17 protein-coding genes are annotated in these 17,335 nt (G+C 61.9%); 8 read left to right on the top strand and 9 right to left on the bottom strand.

From position 1 onward, the window contains the following. Positions 1-17 precede the first annotated feature (17 nt). The 3 genes from ACEXP3_RS10545 to ACEXP3_RS10535 all read left to right on the top strand — a co-directional run bounded on the left by ACEXP3_RS10545 (position 18) and on the right by ACEXP3_RS10535 (position 2,885). A complete protein-coding gene (locus tag ACEXP3_RS10545) occupies positions 18-995 on the top strand; it encodes a TRAP transporter substrate-binding protein (protein ID WP_210106004.1) in 978 nt (325 codons plus the stop codon). Positions 996-1,083: 88 nt separating this feature from the next. After that, complete coding sequence (locus ACEXP3_RS10540; RefSeq protein ID WP_377297231.1) at positions 1,084-1,605, top strand: TRAP transporter small permease; 522 nt, start codon at positions 1,084-1,086, stop codon at positions 1,603-1,605. Further along, on the top strand, positions 1,605-2,885 hold the full coding sequence (locus tag ACEXP3_RS10535; RefSeq protein ID WP_377297230.1) for a TRAP transporter large permease: 1,281 nt from the start codon (positions 1,605-1,607) through the stop codon (positions 2,883-2,885). The genes ACEXP3_RS10540 and ACEXP3_RS10535 overlap by 1 nt, the downstream gene beginning before the upstream one ends. 87 nt (positions 2,886-2,972) lie before the next feature. Here ACEXP3_RS10535 and ACEXP3_RS10530 read toward each other — a convergent pair whose 3' ends face one another. The 4 genes from ACEXP3_RS10530 to ACEXP3_RS10515 all read right to left on the bottom strand — a co-directional run bounded on the left by ACEXP3_RS10530 (position 2,973) and on the right by ACEXP3_RS10515 (position 8,009). Next, positions 2,973-5,147 carry a TonB-dependent siderophore receptor gene (locus tag ACEXP3_RS10530; protein ID WP_377297229.1) on the bottom strand — a complete coding sequence of 725 codons (2,175 nt, stop codon included), beginning with the start codon at positions 5,145-5,147 and terminating at the stop codon, positions 2,973-2,975. 160 nt (positions 5,148-5,307) lie between these two features. Beyond that, positions 5,308-6,189 (bottom strand): helix-turn-helix domain-containing protein, encoded by an 882-nt coding sequence (locus ACEXP3_RS10525; RefSeq protein WP_210106008.1) that lies wholly within the window; start codon positions 6,187-6,189, stop codon positions 5,308-5,310. A gap of 163 nt (positions 6,190-6,352) precedes the next feature. After that, positions 6,353-6,781 carry an RbsD/FucU family protein gene (locus ACEXP3_RS10520; protein ID WP_377297228.1) on the bottom strand — a complete coding sequence of 143 codons (429 nt, stop codon included), beginning with the start codon at positions 6,779-6,781 and terminating at the stop codon, positions 6,353-6,355. A gap of 1 nt (position 6,782) precedes the next feature. Then, positions 6,783-8,009 carry an ROK family transcriptional regulator gene (locus ACEXP3_RS10515; RefSeq protein WP_377297227.1) on the bottom strand — a complete coding sequence of 409 codons (1,227 nt, stop codon included), beginning with the start codon at positions 8,007-8,009 and terminating at the stop codon, positions 6,783-6,785. A 208-nt stretch (positions 8,010-8,217) separates the two neighbouring features. Between ACEXP3_RS10515 and ACEXP3_RS10510 the strand changes: the two genes are divergently transcribed. The 5 genes from ACEXP3_RS10510 to ACEXP3_RS10490 all read left to right on the top strand — a co-directional run bounded on the left by ACEXP3_RS10510 (position 8,218) and on the right by ACEXP3_RS10490 (position 12,699). Then, a complete protein-coding gene (locus ACEXP3_RS10510) occupies positions 8,218-9,243 on the top strand; it encodes a sugar ABC transporter substrate-binding protein (protein WP_210106011.1) in 1,026 nt (341 codons plus the stop codon). Positions 9,244-9,438: 195 nt separating this feature from the next. Beyond that, complete coding sequence (locus tag ACEXP3_RS10505) at positions 9,439-10,524, top strand: ABC transporter permease (RefSeq protein ID WP_210106012.1); 1,086 nt, start codon at positions 9,439-9,441, stop codon at positions 10,522-10,524. Next, positions 10,524-11,300 (top strand): ATP-binding cassette domain-containing protein, encoded by a 777-nt coding sequence (locus ACEXP3_RS10500; protein ID WP_210106013.1) that lies wholly within the window; start codon positions 10,524-10,526, stop codon positions 11,298-11,300. The genes ACEXP3_RS10505 and ACEXP3_RS10500 overlap by 1 nt, the downstream gene beginning before the upstream one ends. A 417-nt stretch (positions 11,301-11,717) precedes the next feature. Continuing rightward, entirely contained in the window at positions 11,718-11,924 is a 207-nt protein-coding gene (locus tag ACEXP3_RS10495) for a hypothetical protein (protein ID WP_210106014.1), read from the top strand. 106 nt (positions 11,925-12,030) lie between these two features. Then, the gene (locus ACEXP3_RS10490) at positions 12,031-12,699 is read left to right on the top strand and encodes an invasion associated locus B family protein (protein WP_377297226.1); all 669 of its coding nucleotides are present in this window, start codon (positions 12,031-12,033) and stop codon (positions 12,697-12,699) included. Between the two features lie 4 nt (positions 12,700-12,703). Here the strand turns inward: ACEXP3_RS10490 and kduD are convergent, their stop codons facing one another. The 5 genes from kduD to ACEXP3_RS10465 form a co-directional block, all read right to left on the bottom strand. Further along, positions 12,704-13,456, bottom strand: coding sequence for a 2-dehydro-3-deoxy-D-gluconate 5-dehydrogenase KduD (gene kduD, locus ACEXP3_RS10485; protein ID WP_377297225.1), 753 nt, complete (start codon positions 13,454-13,456; stop codon positions 12,704-12,706). 10 nt (positions 13,457-13,466) lie between these two features. Further along, on the bottom strand, positions 13,467-14,315 hold the full coding sequence (gene kduI / locus ACEXP3_RS10480; RefSeq protein ID WP_377297224.1) for a 5-dehydro-4-deoxy-D-glucuronate isomerase: 849 nt from the start codon (positions 14,313-14,315) through the stop codon (positions 13,467-13,469). Between the two features lie 26 nt (positions 14,316-14,341). Beyond that, a complete protein-coding gene (locus tag ACEXP3_RS10475; protein ID WP_377297223.1) occupies positions 14,342-15,013 on the bottom strand; it encodes a GntR family transcriptional regulator in 672 nt (223 codons plus the stop codon). Between the two features lie 90 nt (positions 15,014-15,103). Beyond that, entirely contained in the window at positions 15,104-16,087 is a 984-nt protein-coding gene (locus ACEXP3_RS10470; protein WP_377297222.1) for an alpha/beta hydrolase family protein, read from the bottom strand. 100 nt (positions 16,088-16,187) lie between these two features. Continuing rightward, positions 16,188-17,087, bottom strand: coding sequence for a helix-turn-helix domain-containing protein (locus ACEXP3_RS10465; RefSeq protein WP_377297221.1), 900 nt, complete (start codon positions 17,085-17,087; stop codon positions 16,188-16,190). Positions 17,088-17,335: the final 248 nt, after the last annotated feature.

Raw genomic sequence — 17,335 nt, 5'->3', positions numbered from 1 at the left:
ACCAAGCGGAGGATAACATGAAACTGACGAAGATCCTGGGGCTCGCCCTCGGCCTTGCCTTCAGCACTACCCTTGCTGCCCAGGCGCAGGAAATCAGCCTGCGTTCCGCCGACATCCACCCCGACGGTTATCCGACGGTCGAGGCGGTCAAATTCATGGGGCAGCTGATTTCCGAGCGCACCAATGGCCGCATCAAGGTGCAGGTCATGCCAAGCGCCGTACTCGGCTCCGAAAAGGATACGATCGAACAGACCCGCTTCGGCGTCATCGATCTCAACCGCGTCAATGCGGCCCCTTTCAACAATCTCGTCAAGGAAACCGTTGTTCTGGGCATGCCCTTCCTGTTCCGTTCGACGGAACACATGCACAAGACGGTCGACGGTCCGATCGGCGACGAAATCCTTGCCGCCTTCGAACAGCACGGCTTGATCGGCCTGACCTATTACGATTCCGGCGCGCGCTCCTTCTACACCACCAAAAAGCCGATCGGAAAGCTTGCCGACCTCAAGGGCATGAAGATCCGCGTCCAGCAATCCGACCTCTGGATCGCCATGATGCAGGCCTTTGGCGCCAACCCGACGCCGATGCCCATGGGCGAAGTCTATTCCTCGCTGGAAACCGGCGTGGTCGATGGCGCTGAAAACAACTGGCCGTCTTACGAATCGGCGCGTCACTTCGAAGTGGCCAAGAACTACACGCTGACGGAACATTCGCTGAATCCGGAAATCCTCGTCATGTCCAAGATCAGCTGGGACAAGCTGAAGCCGGAAGACCAGAAGATCGTCCGCCAGGCCGCCAAGGAATCCACCGTCAAGATGCGTGAACTCTGGACGGCGCGTGAAAAGACGTCCGAAGAGAAGGTTCGGGCTGCCGGCGTCAACGTCATCAAGGTGGACAAGTCGGAGTTTTCTGCCGCCATGAAGCCGGTCTACGACAAGTTCGTCACCGACGAAAAGCTGAAGGGCCTGCTCGAGCGCATCCAGGCCGTGCACTAGCAGAAATCGGGGCCGGCAGGGAAAAACCTGCCGGCCCTTTTTCATGCACGCCTGTCCAAGGGGACAGGCCGAGAAGGATCCGCGGGACATGAGAAAACTGATGCAGGCCATTCGGCCAAGCCTGACGGCGCTGAGCCGTTCATCCCTCTATATCGCCGGCGCCGGCATCATTGCCATGACGGTGATCGTCGGCTGGCAGGTGTTTGCCCGCTATGTGCTCAATGATTCGCCGAGCTGGTCGGAGCCGCTGTCACTCTACCTGATGTCCTGGTTCATCATGCTGGGCGCTGCAGTCGGCGTGCGCGAAAGCGTGCATCTGGGGCTCGATATCCTGCGCTACTCCATGCCCGTCTCCGTGCAGAAGACCATGGATCTCGTCAGCCTCGGCCTGGTGACCCTGTTCGGCATCGCCATGGCCTATTATGGCGTCCTGCTGGCAAAAGGCACCTGGACGGCCACCATTCCGGTTCTCGGCTGGCCGGGCGGCGTAGACTTTTTCCCGCTGATCGTCGGCGGCGCGATGATTGCGCTGTTTGCCGCCGAGCGTTTCATCGACGTGGCGCTGGGCGAAGAAATCGCGGCCCATACCGACGTGGCGGAGGTTGTCTGATGGCTTACACGATCCTGTTCGGTTCCTTCACCATCCTGATGCTGATCGGCATGCCGATCGCCTTCTGCCTCGGCATCGCCTCGGTCGCCACGATCCTTTACATGGGCCTGCCGCCCATCGTCGTGTTCCAGCAGCTGAATTCCGGCATGAACGTGTTTGCCATGATGGCCATCCCGTTCTTCATCTTTGCCGGCGACCTCATGGTGCGCGGCGGCATTGCCACCCGTCTCATCCGCTTTGCAGCCGGCATTGTCGGGCATCTGCGCGGCGGGCTCGGCCAGGTCAACATCGTCGCCTCCACGCTCTTCGGCGGCATTTCGGGCTCGGCCGTCGCCGATGCCTCGGCTGTCGGCGGCCTGATGATCCCGCAGATGGCAGCCCGCGGCTATGACCGTGGCTACGCCGTCAACGTCACGGTCAATTCGGCCATCATCGCGCTGATGATCCCGCCTTCGCACAACATGATCCTCTATTCGATCGCGGCTGGCGGCAATGTCTCCGTGGCGGACCTGTTTACCGCCGGCATCCTGCCCGGCATCCTGCTCGCGGCTGCCCTGATGGTGACGGCCTATGTCGTGGCGCGCCGCCGTGGCTATCCGTCGGAACCCTTTCCGGGCTTTGCCAGGGTCGGCTACTATCTGCTGTCGGCCTTTCCGGGCATTCTGCTCATCGGCATCATCTTCGGCGGCGTGCGCTCGGGCGTGTTTACGGCAACGGAAAGCTCGTGCATTGCGGTTCTCTATGCGTTCCTGGTGGCCATGCTGGTCTATCGCGAACTCGACTGGCACGGTTTCGTCGAGGCGGTGATGGGAGCGGTGCGCACCACCGCGATGGTGCTGCTCGTCATCGGCACCGCGGCCGCCTTTGCCTGGCTGATGGCGTTCCTGCAGGTGCAGCAGCTGATGATCGGCGCCATCGGGGCGATTTCCGACAATCCGATCATCGTGTTGCTTGTCATCAACGTGATCCTGCTTCTTCTCGGCACCTTCATGGACATGGCGCCAATGGTGATCATCTCGACACCAGTGCTGCTGCCGGTGGTAAAGGCTTTCGGCGTCGATCCCGTGCATTTCGGGGTTGTCATGATCCTGAACGCCGGCATCGGCCTCAACACGCCGCCGGTCGGCACGGTGCTTTTTGTCGGCTGCGCGGTGGGAGGCATCAGCATTCGCGAAGCCATGCGCACGATCTGGCCCTTCTTCGGCGCCAGCATCGCGGTGCTGATGCTCGTCACCTACATCCCGGCGCTCTCGCTCTGGCTGCCGAGCCTGTTCCGTTAAGCATTATAGGGCCGCATCAACAGCAAGGCCGGCGGATCGCTCCGCCGGCCTTGTTCTATTTCGGACATGTCGGGAGGTTTTTACGACCTACCAGCTCTTGCTGAGCTTGACGGTCACCGTGCGCGCGTCGCCATAGCCGCAGGTGTCGGCACCGGCGCAGCCGCTGACATAGACCTTGTCGAACAGGTTGGTGACGTTGATCGAGCCTTCCCAGCCATTCTTCTTGTAGCGCAGTGCTGCGTCGAAGACGGTGGCATCCGGCACCTTCAGCGTGTTTTCCCGGTCCGCCCAGCTTTCGCCGCGATAGCGTACACCACCGCCGATGCTCAAGCCCTCGAGCGCCGGCACTGGCACTGCGTAATCCAGCCACAGCGAGGCCTGAGTCGCCGGCACCAGATAGGGGCTCTTGCCGACAGAGGCGGCCATGATATCCTTCTTCACCTCGAGATCGGCATAGGTGAAGGAGCCGAGCAGCTTCCAGTTGTCATTGAGGTTCACCTTGCCTTCCAGCTCCACACCGCGCGACTGCACCTCGCCAATCTGGCTGGAGAGGGTGCTGCCCGGGACCGTCACCACCACATTGCGCTTGGTAAGATCGAACAGCGAGGCCGTGAACAGGCCGTCGATAAAGTGCGGCTCGTATTTGACGCCGACTTCGTATTGCTCGCCCTCTTCCGGCTTGTTGTCCGGTGTGCTGCTGACGGCGATCACCGGATTGAAGAAGCTCGCCACGCTGACATAGGGCGTCAGCCCGTTGTCGAACTCATAGGCAAGGCCGGCGCGACCGCTGGCGGCGCTCTTGCTGTAGCTGTAGGTGAAGTCCTGCGTCGGCGCCCAGTAGGTCGGGCCGTTGTCGGTGGTGGTTTCCACGTGGTCGTAGCGGCCGTTCAGCGTCACCAGCCATCCGCCGCCGAAGCGGATCTGATCCTGCGCATAGATGCCGACCTGCTTCTGGGTGATCAGCTGGTTGCTGTAGGAATAGTTGGCCGGCTGCGGCAGGCCATAGACCGGATCGGTGGCGCTGATCGGATTGATTGTGTTCGCGGCCTGGTCGTTGGACAGCTGGTAATATTTGTAGTCGAGGCCGAACAGCAGGCTGTGCTCCAGCGGCCCGGTGTCGACCGTGCCCTCCAGGCGATTATCGATCAGGAAGGTATTCACCTTGGAGGTCTGCTCAAAGCCGATGCGGTTCAGCCGCAAGGTATTGATATCGTACCAGCCGTAGAGATAGGGGGCGTTCTCGTGCTTGTAGAGATGGCCGTAGCGGGCGTTCTGCGAGACCTTCCAGCCGCTGTCGAATTCGTGCTCCACCTCATAGCCAACCATTTCCTGGTTGTAGACGCCGGTGTCGACATCCGGCTCGCCGTAGTAGGCGTCGCGGGGAATGCGGAAGCCATTGGTCGACGAGGTATCGACCGTGCCCTCATAGGGAAAAAATCCGCCGCCCACATGCAGCTCGTCGAGGGCTGCGAACGAGCCCCAGACGGTCAGCTTGGTGGCCTCGTCAGGGGAAATCGTCAGCTGCGGCATCACAAACCCGCGCAGGTCATGCGAGAAGTCGGAATAATTGTCGCCGCCGGCAATCTTGCCGGTCAGGCGATAGGTCATGGTGTCGCTGGAGCCGAGTTTGTCGGAGAAATCGAAGCCGAAGAAGGCATTGCCGTTCGAGTTGATGCCGGTCTCGGTCTCGTAGAGCGGTTCATCGGTCGGCCGCTTGCGCACCAGATTGACCATGCCGCCGGCATTGGCGCCGCCATAGAGAACCGAGGCCGGCCCCTTCAGCACCTCGATCCGCTCCAGCATGTAAGGGTCGGTCTGGAAGCCGCCGAAACCATAGGCATAGAGATTGAGACCGTCGTAGAACACGCCGGTCTGCGTGGCATCGAAGCCGCGGATATAGACCCAGTCCGTATCGGCATCCGCACCGAAGGGTGCCGACAGCACGCCCGCCGTATAGGCCAGCGCCTCGTCCACCTTGTTGGTGATGCCGCGATCGTTCAATTCGTCGCGTCCGACGACGGAGACCGACTGGGGAATGGCGGAAATATCACCGGCGGTCTTCGCACCGGTCGCGGATTTTTTCGCCACGTAACCCTGAACCGGGCCGTTGGCCCCAGTCCCCTCCGCCGACTGGCCCTGCACCAGCACCGGGTCCAGCTCGATTGCCGGCTCGGCCAGCGCCGGCATGGCGGCGAAGAGGCTGCCTGCCGCAATCCCGGCCAGCAGCGTGGCGTAACCGTGCCTGTTCCTCGTTGTCATCATTGTCGCGCGCGCCCCCACGTCTCGTTCCGGGGTCCGACAACCCCACTTGATAAGATGAGCGCGTAACTCAAATTATAGACCGATGCTTGCCTGCAGGACGAAAAATTGAACATTCTTGGGCAAACATCGCCGGCACGTCCGGCAGAGCCCCCGCAGCCCGTCAACTGTGTGCTTTTCGCCACTTCGCCGGCGTGGTGCCGAGATACTGGCGGAAGACGCGCGTGAAATGCGCCTGATCGGCAAAACCGATTTCCACCGCAACCGCATTGAGGGGAAGATCCTTTTCCGCAAGCATCGCCTTGGCGCGCGCCAGCCGCTCGCGCATCTGCCACTGGTGCGGTGCGAGCCCGGTGGATGCCTTGAAGGAATGGGAAAACTGCGAGGCGGACAGGCCCGTCAGATCCGCCAGTTCATCGAGCCGCACCGTGCGCAGGCAATGGGCGTCGAGATAATCGGTGGCGCGCCGCAGCTGCCAGGGAGCCAATGCGCTGCGCTTGCGCCGCTCCACCTTGTCGAGGTTCAGCACCGCAATGATCAGCGAGAGCGCCAGCCCATCGCCATAGAGATCATGCAGCGGCTGCGGATTGAGGCATTCGGCGGCGATCAGCCGCGCAAGGCTCATGGCGCGCTCATCGAAGAACAGCAGCTTCGGATCATCCAGCCGGCGCGGGTCGAGATCATCCGTCAGCCGGCGGCAGATGGTTTCGGCATCGAAGTGAATGTCGAGGTGGCGAAGGGTGCGGATGCCGGTGAAATCCACCCACAGATCCATGCCGGCCGGCACGTAGGAGATCGGCGAGCTTTGCGGGTTCTGCAACTCGCCCTTCCGGCCTTTACCGCTGCGCACCACTGGCCGACCCGTGCCCTGCAGATCGAGCAGGATGAAGAGGCGGGGATCGGAGGCGACATAATGGCCGCCGGCATAAGGCGCGCACTCCACATCCCAGACATCGGCGACCAGCCCGTTCCAGACGCGACGGGCAACGCCCTTGCCGAGCGAAAAGCCCTCGATCGTGTTGGACATCCGGGGTTGGAAGGTCATGGGCGGCGGCTGAAAAGTTGAGTGTTATACTCCCCTATCAGACTTCCGCCGCACTGGCAATTTCACGGGAAGCCAACGCGCCCTCCCAAGAGTCCGGCATTTGCCGCTTGCATCTCGGGGGCGCTGCTGCCGGTCCGCCAGTGCAGCAGCGCCTCCCCCGCCCTCATGGATAGATGACGCCCTTGCGCAGGATGACATTGGCATAAAGGCGCGGCTCGCTGGTCTGCACCACCGTATGCGCCGCCTTCACCCGCGGATAAAAATCAGGCCCGAGGAGCGGCACCACCGGCTGCTTCGGCTCATGCCGCTTGCAGCAGGCAATGAGTTCCTCATGGACCGGGTCGAGTGCATCGCGATCCTTGCCGACCGTCGAGCGGAAGATTGCTTCGGACACGAAATCATCGATCGGCAGAACGCAGAGAACGGCATCGAGAACGGCAATCAGCCCATGGCCATCCAGACGGACCAGCCGCTTTGCATGCTCCAGTCCCGGATAGTTTCCGTCAACGATGGCAATCTCATCGCCGTGACCCATGGCCCGAAGCGTCGCCAGAAGATCGGGGCTGAGAATCGGATTGATGCCTTTCAGCATGTTAGGAAAGCTCCTTGAACAATATGCTTTGATCGGTGAGGTAACGGGCAAAGATCGGCAGGCTTGCGCCGCCAATGGCACGCGCCTGCGCGCCGACTGCGCCTTCGATGATATCGGGAATGATGACGCCCTGCAGATCGAGCCTGGCGACGGCTGCCACCGTAGCCTTGACGATGCGGGCGCGCACCCAGGGCGGAAAGCCGCCATCGATGACGGCCGCTCCGAAATCGATGACGGAGGCGGCCGCGACGATGGCCTGCGCCAGCGCATCGGCCGTATCGCGGATCCAGATGTCGAGCGGCTCGCCGAAGTCGATCCATTCATCGGCCGAATACCACAGCGGCTGCGGATCGATACCGCGCTCCAGCAGCAGTTTTTCGAGGACGAAGATCGAGGCAATGTCGAGAAGCTGGCGGTTTTCGCCCTGCCCGCCGCGCACAGGCAATGGCCCGAGCGCCCCGGCCGTGCCGCTGCGGCCGGAGAATACCTCGGAATTCAGCACGATACCGCCTCCGATGAAGGAGCCGATGAAGAAATAGACGAAATCCGGATAGGACGGGCCGACGCCGAAGACGAGTTCTGCACCGCAGGCGCTGGTGGCATCGTTCTGCAGATAGACAGGATGACGGATCTTTGCGGAAGCCTGCGCATGCAGGTCGAACTGGCGCCAGGCGTCCATGGCGCCCGGCGGAGCGCCGACTTCCTCGGCCCAGTTCCACAATTCGAAGGGGGCTGCGATGCCGACGCCGGCAATCTGCGCCCGCTCGGCCTCGCTCATCTGCGCCTCGATACTGTCGATGCCGGTGAGGATGATGGACATGATTTCATCGGGGCGCGGATAGGCATAGGTCTGGCGCACACGTCGGCGGATCTTGCCGACGAAATCCATGAGCACGACATCGGCGCTGCGCCGGCCGATCTTGACCCCGAAGGAAAAGACCGCATCCGGGTTGAGCCGCATCGGGATGGACGGCTGGCCCACCCTGCCGCGTATAGGATCCCCGCGCAGAAGCAGGCCTTCCTTTTCGAGCGCCCGCATGATGACCGACACGGTCTGTGCCGAAAGGCCCGTGCGACGGGTAATGTCTGCCTTCGACATGGAGCCGTGCAGGCGCACGAGCGAGAGCACGAGCCGCTCATTGTGGGCACGCACGCGGACCTGATTGGATCCCCCCGCAAACGGAACGGACGGTGGCGATCCCGGAGGCTGATATTCATGATTTGTCATGGCTACCCCTCCCTAAGGTACCCAGTCTCCTCGCACAAGAAAGTAGCAGCGCGAATTAATAAATCAATCGGAATTAATTATTGACAGGCACATCGGGTTTTGATCTTAATGCGGCTGTGAAGGCACGGGCGACTTGGAGGAGGCGTCTGGTCACTCGATCTGGTCCGGTGCCTTGGCCATCAGCGCTTACACTCTGGGAGGAGCCCCAATGAAAAAGAGCATCATTACCGCCGCTTTCGCAACGCTTGCCATGGGCGTCGTCTTCGCCGCTCCGGCATCGGCTGCCGGCGTTTCGGCCTGCCTGATCACCAAGACGGATACCAACCCCTTCTTCGTCAAGATGAAGGAAGGTGCCACAGCCAAGGCCAAGGAACTCGGCGTGACGCTGAAGTCCTATGCCGGCAAGATCGACGGTGATTCCGAAAGCCAGGTCGCAGCGATCGAAACCTGCATCGCAGACGGCGCAAAGGGCATTCTGCTGACCGCCTCCGATACCGCCGGCATCGTTCCTGCCGTCAAGCAGGCCCGTGACGCCGGCGTTCTCGTCATCGCCCTCGACACGCCCCTCGACCCGATCACCGCAGCCGATGCAACCTTTGCCACCGACAACCTGCTCGCCGGCAAGCTGATCGGCCAGTGGGCCGCCGCAACGCTTGGCGCCAAGGCCAAGGATGCCAAGGTTGCCTTCCTTGACCTGACGCCGGCCCAGCCGTCCGTCGATGTCATGCGCGACCAGGGCTTCATGATCGGCTTCGGCATCGATCCCAAGGATCCGAACAAGATCGGCGATGAAAGCGACCCGCGCATCGTGGGCCATGACATCACCAACGGCAATGAAGAAGGCGGCCGCACGGCCATGGAAAACCTTCTCCAGAAGAACCCCAACATCAACGTGGTGCACACCATCAACGAACCGGCCGCTGCCGGCGCATATGAAGCGCTGAAAGCTGTCGGCAAGCAGAAGGACGTGCTGATCGTCTCCGTCGACGGTGGCTGCCCGGGCGTCAAGAACGTCAAGGAAGGCATCATCGGCGCGACATCGCAGCAGTATCCGCTGCTGATGGCAGCCCTCGGCATCGAAGCCATCAAGAAGTTCGCCGACAGCGGTGAAAAACCGAAGCCGACCGCCGGCAAGAACTTCTTCGACACCGGCGTTTCGCTCGTGACCGACAAGCCGGCCACCGGCGTTCCTTCGATCGACACCAAGGAAGGCACGGCCAAGTGCTGGGGTTGATCCTGAACCACTCTTGATTGCCAAAGAGGAAGGGCGGCGACAGGCCGCCCTTCTGACAAGCCGCCAACCGCGCAAACGCGGCCCGGTCGCTTCGCTGACGATTGAAAGTATCCATTTCATCGCCGACATGCCGCAGGATGTCATTCCTCCGGTCGGCCCTCGCATCCTCGGGAGAGGCAATAGGGAGGAAAATCAATGAGCGAGCCACAAGCCGCCAGCAAGAAACCCCATCTCGAATACGAAACCGTATTGTCCGGAAGCGCCACCCAAGTTGCGCAGTTCGACGGCAACGACAAGACGCCGCTGCAGAAGTTCCAGCACTTCCTGCATTCCAGCCCGGCCGCCGTGCCGCTGATCGTTCTTCTTCTGTCGGTGGCGGTCTTCGGTTCGATCCTCGGCTCGAAATTCTTTTCGGCCTTCACCCTGACGCTCATCCTGCAGCAGGTGGCCATTACCGGCATTATCGGGGCCGCCCAGACGCTGATCATCCTGACCGCCGGCATCGACCTGTCGGTCGGCGCCATCATGGTGCTGTCGTCAGTGATCATGGGGCAGTTTGCCGTCAACTACGGCATCCCGACACCGCTTGCGATCCTGGCCGGCTTTGCCACGGGCGCGATCTGCGGCTTCATCAACGGCGTTCTGGTGGCGCGGGTGAAACTGCCGCCCTTCATCGTCACGCTCGGCATGTGGCAGATCGTTCTGGCCACCAACTTCCTCTATTCCGCCAACGAGACGATCCGCTCGCAGGACCTCGAAGCGAAAGCGCCGCTCCTGCAGTTCTTCGGCCAGAACCTGCGCCTCGGCGGCGCCGTGTTCACCTATGGCGTGCTCGCGCTCGTCGTGCTGGTTGCCATTCTCTGGTATGTGCTGAACCGCACCGCCTGGGGCCGGCATCTTTATGCCGTGGGTGACGATCCGGATGCAGCAGAGCTTGCAGGCGTCAACGTCAAGAAGATGCTGGTCTCCGTCTACACGCTGTCCGGCCTCATCTGTGCGCTTGGAGGCTGGGCGCTGATCGGCCGCATCGGCTCCGTTTCGCCCACCGCTGGCCAGTTTGCCAACATCGAATCCATCACGGCCGTGGTCATCGGCGGCCTCTCCCTGTTCGGCGGACGCGGCTCGATCATGGGCATGCTGTTCGGCGCTCTCATCGTCGGCGTCTTTGCGCTTGGCCTTCGCCTCATCGGCACCGACCCGCAGTGGACCTATCTCATGATCGGCGTGCTGATCATTGCAGCTGTCGCCATCGACCAGTGGATCAGAAAGGTAGCAGGCTAATGGCTCTCGAACCCATTCTTTCGGCCCGTGGCCTCGTCAAGCGCTACGGCAAGGTAACGGCCCTCGACCGGGCGGATTTCGACCTCTATCCCGGCGAAATCCTGGCGGTCATCGGCGACAACGGCGCGGGCAAATCCTCGCTGATCAAGGCGATTTCCGGTGCCATCCATCCCGATGACGGCGAAATCACGCTTGAGGGCAAGACGGTCAATTTCCGCTCGCCGATCGAGGCGCGCAAGTCCGGCATCGAGACCGTCTACCAGAACCTGGCACTCTCGCCGGCACTGTCGATCGCCGACAACATGTTTCTCGGGCGCGAGATCCGCAAGCCTGGCATCATGGGCAGCGTCTTCCGCTCGCTTGACCGCCCGGCCATGGAAAAGTTCGCCCGCGAAAAGCTCTCCGAACTCGGCCTGATGACCATCCAGAACATCAACCAGGCGGTGGAAACGCTGTCCGGCGGCCAGCGTCAGGGCGTCGCCGTGGCGCGCGCGGCGGCCTTCGGCTCGAAAGTCATTATCCTTGATGAACCGACGGCCGCACTCGGCGTGAAGGAAAGCCGGCGCGTGCTGGAATTGATCCTCGACGTGCGCTCGCGCGGCATCCCGATCGTGCTCATTTCGCACAACATGCCGCATGTCTTTGAAGTAGCGGACCGGATTCACATCCACCGCCTCGGCCGTCGCCTCACAGTCATCGATCCAAAGGATTACACGATGTCGGATGCGGTCGCCTTCATGACCGGAGCAAAGTCTCCGGAACAGCTGGCCGCCTGATAGCGCGCCGCCAGCCAATTGGGCCGCCCCGGTTGACGGACCGGGGCGGCCTTTTCGCATCCTGCAGACGGGTGACCGAGCACTATCCCGGCAGGTGCAGTCCCTTGCATAGCCGCCGCCGCGGCCGTCCCTGCACACACCATCATCGATAAGATTGTAACAAAGTAACGACATGACCAAAACGACTGTATCGCCCGAAGGACTAAACCTTCAGAAGGAAAATTATAAAGATAGTTATTGTCATGTTTTCGAGGCTTGTCGTCGAAATTATGACTAAATCGTTACTCTATACAATATCTCATCGTTGATTAAATCGGATTGCGAGCGTTTCCATCTCCATGCCATATACTGGTCGTGAACTATACACGGGGCCGCCATGACAACCGCGGCGTGAATGGCATTGCGGAGGGAAAAGGCATGTCCAACACAGTCATCGAGCTTTATGGCGCGGTCCGTCGTGATCCGTTGACGATGTCGCAGCTTGCCAGCGCCCCGGACCTGCCGACCTTCATGTCGATGTTCATCCAGGAAGGTTCCCGCCGCGGCTTCGACCTGACCGAGGAAATGATCGAGCAGGTGGTTGGCCAGATCGCCCGGCGACCGCGCGCCGTCAACGACAACTGAGGGCCTCCAGGACCCTTATTGATCACAGCATGGCCTTCCGAACGGGCATGACTTCAGACCGCTAGGGAAAATTCCGGTTTCCGCATCCCCGGCGGCTTTCAGGGACTTGAAGCAGGCCTTCGGGCATGCGAACGGCAACCGCAATATCCGCACGCCTTTTCGGCGTGCCAAGCTGCGGGCCGTCATGGTGACATTCTTCAGAACGCTTTTGTCCGGGCGCCAGGCGCTCTCCCGCCTCCTGCGCCAGCATCTGTTGCTCGTGTGCCTGCTACCTATGGCGCTGCTGGCAAGCCTTGCAGCACCGGGCGGGGCCATAGCTGCCGAATTGCCCGGTGGCGTTCCCTTTCTCCTTGAAAATTTTGACGACTGGGTTGTCGCCTGCCGCGCGCAGAACGGCGTGACCGGCTGCGTGGTTCGCCAGGTTCAGACCAAGGGAGACAAAAGCCAGCAGATGCTGACGGCGGAACTGCGCAACGTCGGCCGGGGCCGTTTGGATGGCGCCTTGCTGGTGCCTTTCGGCCTTGCGCTGTCGCGCGGTGTGGCGGTCACGGTGGATGAGGCAGCCCAGACAACGCAGTTCGAGTTTTCAACCTGCCTTCCCGGCGGCTGCCTCGTTCCGGTCAAGTTCGATGCGCATGCGGTCGAGACGATGAAATCGGGCACGGCCCTTCGGCTTGCCGCGACCAATCTTGCTACCGGCGATGCCGTTGCGATGCGGATTTCCCTCAAAGGGCTCTCGGCAGCGCTGTCGCGCGCTGCCGAGCTTGCGCCATAGCGCGTCAGCGCGCCATCCAGCCGCCATCGACGGCCAGAACCTGGCCGGTCACATAGCCACTGGCAGGCGCGGTCAGGAACAGCACGGCCGTATCGAGATCCGACGGGTTGCCCCAGCGGCCGACGGGGATACGCTCGAGGATCGAGCGACTGCGGTCCGGATCGTTGCGCAGGGCCTCGGTATTGTCGGTTTCCATGTAGCCCGGCGCAATGGCGTTGACGGTGATGCCCTTCGCCGCCAGTTCGTTGGCCATCAGCTTGGTGAGACCTGCCACCGCATGCTTGCTCGATGTGTAGGAGGCCACCCGGATGCCGCCCTGGAAGGACAGAAGCGAGGCGATGTTGACGATGCGCCCGGCAAGCCCCTCGTCCAGCATGTGACGCACCACCGCCTGTGATAGCAGGAAGGTGCTTTTCAGGTTGATGTTCATCACATCATCCCAGTCCTGTTCGGAAAAGGCGGTGAAATCGGCGCGGCGGATCTGCCCGGCATTGTTGACGAGAATATCGATATTCCCCTGCGCGGTCAGTGCGGTCACCACATCGTCAAGGCCTGAAGGATCGGCAAGATCGTGGACGACCTCTTCGAAGCGACGCCCCAGCGCCTCCACCTTCTGCTGCGTCTCCGGCATCGGGCGCGAGCCGATCGCCACGATATCGGCGCCGGCCCGCGCGAGCGCCAGCGCAAGTCCCTGGCCAAGGCCGGTGCGCGCGCCGGTCACCAGCGCACGCTTTCCGGAAAGATCAAACAGGTTCATGGCATAGCCCTCACTTCAGGTCCTTCATCGGCACGAAATCCATGTCGGTGAAGGACTGGTTGTCACCCGCCATGCTCCAGATGAAGGCGTAAGATGCCGTGCCGGACCCGCAATGGATCGACCATGGCGGCGACAGAACCGCCTGCTCGTTACGGATGATCAGATGGCCGGTGGCCTGGGGGCGGCCCATCAGGTGCACGACGAATGCCTCTTCCGGAATTTCGAAATAGACATAGGCTTCCATGCGCCGGTCATGCAGGTGGGCCGGCATGGTGTTCCACACGCTGCCGGGCTCCAGGCGCGTGAGGCCCATCAGCAGCTGGCAGGTGGGCAGGACCTTGGGGTGGATATACTGGTAGAGCTTGCGCTTGTTGCAGGTGGCCTGGTCGCCGAGATTGTTCTCGATCGCATCGGTCTTTGCGATGACGCGCGAGGGAAAGGCCGCATGGGCCGGCACGCTGTTGACGTAGAATTTGGCCGGCGCTGCGGCATCGGCGCTTTCGAAGGAGATCTCGCGCACGCCCATGCCGAGATAGAGGCCGTCCTGGAAATCCAGCTCATAGACCGTGCCGTCGGCAATTACCCGACCCTTGGCCCCGATATTGATGAGGCCGAGTTCTCGACGCTCCAGAAGGTAATCCGTTCCCACGGTCTTGGCGATCTCGGCACCGAAGGAGAGGGGTGCTGCCGTCGGCATGACGCCGGCAATCAGCATACGGTCATAATGGGTATAGGCAGCATTGACCGCGCCTGCGGCGAACAGGGTCTCGATCATGAAATTGTCGCGCAGCTGCGCACCCGTCATGGCTTCGGACTGGGTGTAATGCACCGCATGGCGGGTTTCTATCGTCGTGGTCATCTGTGTCTCCTACTCCCTGGTATTGCTTATTCGAAAAGGTCCGGATGCTCCGCCTCAAGCCGTGGCAGGTCGTGCAGCAGTTCGGACAGGTGGGTGGTCATGGCGGCACGGGCCGCGGCCTCATCGCGCTGATCGATGGCCGCAACAATGGCGCGGTGCTCGTCGATGAGCTTGGAAAGCGTGTCGGGCGCATGCAGCGACAGGCAACAGGCGCGGTCGATATGGGCCTTCAGGTCTTCCACCACCGCCCAGGCCATGGGCAGCCCGGCGCCCTCTGCGAGCGTCTTGTGGAAGAGGTCGTCATAGCGGCGAAATTCGGTGCGGTTGCCACGCTCTGCGGCGCGCGCCTGCTCCTTCAGGCAATCGTCCAGCCGCTGGCGGGCGTGAAAATGGAAGGCATTGCAGGCCGCCTTGACGATCGCGGTCTCGATGGTTTCCCGCAGGAACGCCGCCTGCATCAGCTTGGCTACAGAAATCCTGGCGACCACGGCGCCGCGCTGCGGCAGGATTTCGACAAGCCGGCTTTTGGCCAATGCAATCAACGCCTCGCGGCCCGGCTGACGGGAGGAACCATAGCGTTCGCCGATTTCCTGCTCGGAAATCCGCGCGCCGGGCTGCAGCACGAGCGTGAGAATATCGCCGCGCAATTGTCGCTCCACCTTGTGCGCCATGCTTTCCGAAGCCGATTTGACCGTCATGACTGAACCCGAACCAGTATTGCATCCACTTCCATACAATAGCATACGAACAAGCACAAGCGATGCCGCAGCTCGATCAGGAGAAGCAGGTCAGAGGGAGTCGTGGTCGATCACGGCGTGATGAAAGGCATCGGGCACAGCGCCATCGCGCAGAAAGGAGAGCGCCAGCGGCCAGAGCGTGGCCCGAAAGCGGTCATGGAAGAAGGCGAAATGACCGATCTCCGCATGACCAATATCGCTCGGCGCAAGATGCAGGTGCCGGCGCTTGGCGGCCGCAAAATAGGCAAGCAGCCGGCGCACCGCCGGAACGGTGCCATGGGGATCGTCCGTCAGGCTGATCGCAAGGATCGATGCGGTCACCTGCCGCAATCTCTGGCGCAGCACCTGCGGATTGCGCCCCGTGCCGCCTTTGCCGAAGCGGCAGACGGTGTCTTCGAAGCGAGCCCCCATGCGGCTCCAGTTGCGCACGACGCCTTTCGGCGTGTCCTCCATCCACCCCAGCCTCTTGGCCGGAAAATAACCGAACAAGGCGGTGAGAAGCGGCATGACCACGTGCCATTTCCACAGCATGCGGCGCCTCTTTGCCGGTGCATAATCGCGCCAGTAGGCATATTGGGCGCCGACGGTGACGATGCGGCGCAGACGGTGGCTTGAGGGCGCAAGACCGATGGCAAGGCCGCCGATGGAATGGGCAACGACATCGACCGGACGGCCCGGGAATCGCAGGGCCAGAAAGGCAAGCGCCGCCTCCACGTCCTTTTCGCCCCAGTCCACCCAGTCCGCGTCAAGGCACCGCATCCGCTGCGGCCGAGACTGGTCGATCCCGCGATAATCGAACGTCAGAACGTCGAAGCCATGGTCGAAGAGATAGCTGGCAAAGCGCGAATAATAGCGGCAGCGCACGGAGGTGGCGCAGGCGATGAGGACGACGGACCGGTCCGGCCGCGTCTCGCCAGTCTGCCAGAGAAAGCCGGCCAGGCAGTAGCCATCGGCAGCTTCAAAGCGAACCGGAATGCCTGCCTGCACACCAACAGCCTCTACCCCGGCACCGCCCTTCGCTTCGATCGTCTGCAAATCCCACCCGCCGAAGATGTCATTATGTCACCTCTTAGGTATCAGGGTAGAGAAGCGCAGATGCAAGGCCAAGTTGAGCAAAAGTCTAAGAGGGTTCTCCTCAGGGCCAGGCGGCATAGCTTGTATCGGTCGCCAGCCGCTTCTGCCTTGGCCCGGCGCGATGAGTGCGCGGCGAAACGCCTGCGACACGCTTGAAGAAGCGGCTGAAATAGGCGGCATCCGTAAAGCCCAGCGCATCGGCGATTTCTGCGATCTGGAGAGAAGACCCCTCGAGCAGGATGACCGCCTCCGCGACGAGGCGTCCGTGGATGAAATCCAGCGGCGTCCGGCCCGTGGCACGTTTGATGGCCGTATTCAGCCTGTCGGGCGTCACCCCGAGCGCTACGGCATAATCCGGCACCGTCCAGTGATCGCGCACATGCAGATCGACAAGCTGGACAAAGCTCCGGACGATGACGCGCGGCGAGGGCTTGGGCGCGTCACCAACGGGGGCCGCCAGGCGCCAGAGGGCAATCAGTAGCAATGACAGGTGATGACGAATGACCTCTTCACCACCCGGCAGGACGCCTGAAATTTCCTCCGCAATGAGCCGCACCGTGGCGAGGATCTGGCGCGAAGCGGCAAGGCTCAGACGCTGGCCGAGGATCGGCCGGGAAATGGTATCGCGCACCTGCGCAAACACGGCACCGGCCGGCATGGCGGCACCCAGGATCTGGTCGGGTATGGCCAGCATTCCGCCATCGGCCCCGGCCTCCAGCGCAAGCGTGGCACTTTCGCCCGCCGGAAGCCAGATGATGAGCGGTGCCGCCAGCGGCTGGCGTCGGCGCGCGGTCACAAGATCCCCCGTCCCGGATGACAGCACGAACAGACGGCTGCGGGTCCCCCGCAAGGTCCATTCGTTACGTGACAGCGAGCCGCCGAACAGTTGCGCATCGGTGGCGGAGGGTGGCTGTGGGTGCAAAATGGCACCCCCTCCCGAATTCTTGATCGTCTCCGGCATGAATAGATGACCTCCCGCGTGAAAAGTACAAGTTTCTCCTCTAATTGTCTATTTGGTGTCGGATCGCCTCGCGCTACTGTCAGCCTGCCAACAAGCGGACGCACAGGAGGAGATGTGAGGCCGCGCCTTTTGAGAGGTAACCGATCAAGGGTTGGCAAGGGAGGTTCGTCAGCACCGCTACCATACCAAAGAGGGCAAAATGCCTGATGGCAGGACAGCCGGGCGAATGCATCGCCGGCGCCTTGCGT

Origin of the sequence: Neorhizobium fuzhouense (genome assembly GCF_042611105.1) — a bacterium.
In the GTDB taxonomy this organism is placed as follows: Bacteria; Pseudomonadota; Alphaproteobacteria; order Rhizobiales; family Rhizobiaceae; genus Neorhizobium; species Neorhizobium galegae_A.
Note: the sequence above shows the minus strand (reverse complement) of the source record. Positions and strands in the feature narration are given on the sequence as shown.

Bases quoted from the DNA above. Each gene is read 5' to 3' on its own strand.
- ACEXP3_RS10545 (WP_210106004.1), top strand. From the start codon at position 18: ATGAAACTGACGAAGATCCTGGGGCTCGCCCTCGGCCTTGCCTTCAGC.
- ACEXP3_RS10540 (WP_377297231.1), top strand. From the start codon at position 1,084: ATGAGAAAACTGATGCAGGCCATTCGGCCAAGCCTGACGGCGCTGAGC.
- ACEXP3_RS10535 (WP_377297230.1), top strand. From the start codon at position 1,605: ATGGCTTACACGATCCTGTTCGGTTCCTTCACCATCCTGATGCTGATC.
- ACEXP3_RS10530 (WP_377297229.1), bottom strand. From the start codon at position 5,147: ATGATGACAACGAGGAACAGGCACGGTTACGCCACGCTGCTGGCCGGG.
- ACEXP3_RS10525 (WP_210106008.1), bottom strand. From the start codon at position 6,189: ATGACCTTCCAACCCCGGATGTCCAACACGATCGAGGGCTTTTCGCTC.
- ACEXP3_RS10520 (WP_377297228.1), bottom strand. From the start codon at position 6,781: ATGCTGAAAGGCATCAATCCGATTCTCAGCCCCGATCTTCTGGCGACG.
- ACEXP3_RS10515 (WP_377297227.1), bottom strand. From the start codon at position 8,009: ATGACAAATCATGAATATCAGCCTCCGGGATCGCCACCGTCCGTTCCG.
- ACEXP3_RS10510 (WP_210106011.1), top strand. From the start codon at position 8,218: ATGAAAAAGAGCATCATTACCGCCGCTTTCGCAACGCTTGCCATGGGC.
- ACEXP3_RS10505 (WP_210106012.1), top strand. From the start codon at position 9,439: ATGAGCGAGCCACAAGCCGCCAGCAAGAAACCCCATCTCGAATACGAA.
- ACEXP3_RS10500 (WP_210106013.1), top strand. From the start codon at position 10,524: ATGGCTCTCGAACCCATTCTTTCGGCCCGTGGCCTCGTCAAGCGCTAC.
- ACEXP3_RS10495 (WP_210106014.1), top strand. From the start codon at position 11,718: ATGTCCAACACAGTCATCGAGCTTTATGGCGCGGTCCGTCGTGATCCG.
- kduD (WP_377297225.1), bottom strand. From the start codon at position 13,456: ATGAACCTGTTTGATCTTTCCGGAAAGCGTGCGCTGGTGACCGGCGCG.
- kduI (WP_377297224.1), bottom strand. From the start codon at position 14,315: ATGACCACGACGATAGAAACCCGCCATGCGGTGCATTACACCCAGTCC.
- ACEXP3_RS10475 (WP_377297223.1), bottom strand. From the start codon at position 15,013: ATGACGGTCAAATCGGCTTCGGAAAGCATGGCGCACAAGGTGGAGCGA.
- ACEXP3_RS10465 (WP_377297221.1), bottom strand. From the start codon at position 17,087: ATGCCGGAGACGATCAAGAATTCGGGAGGGGGTGCCATTTTGCACCCA.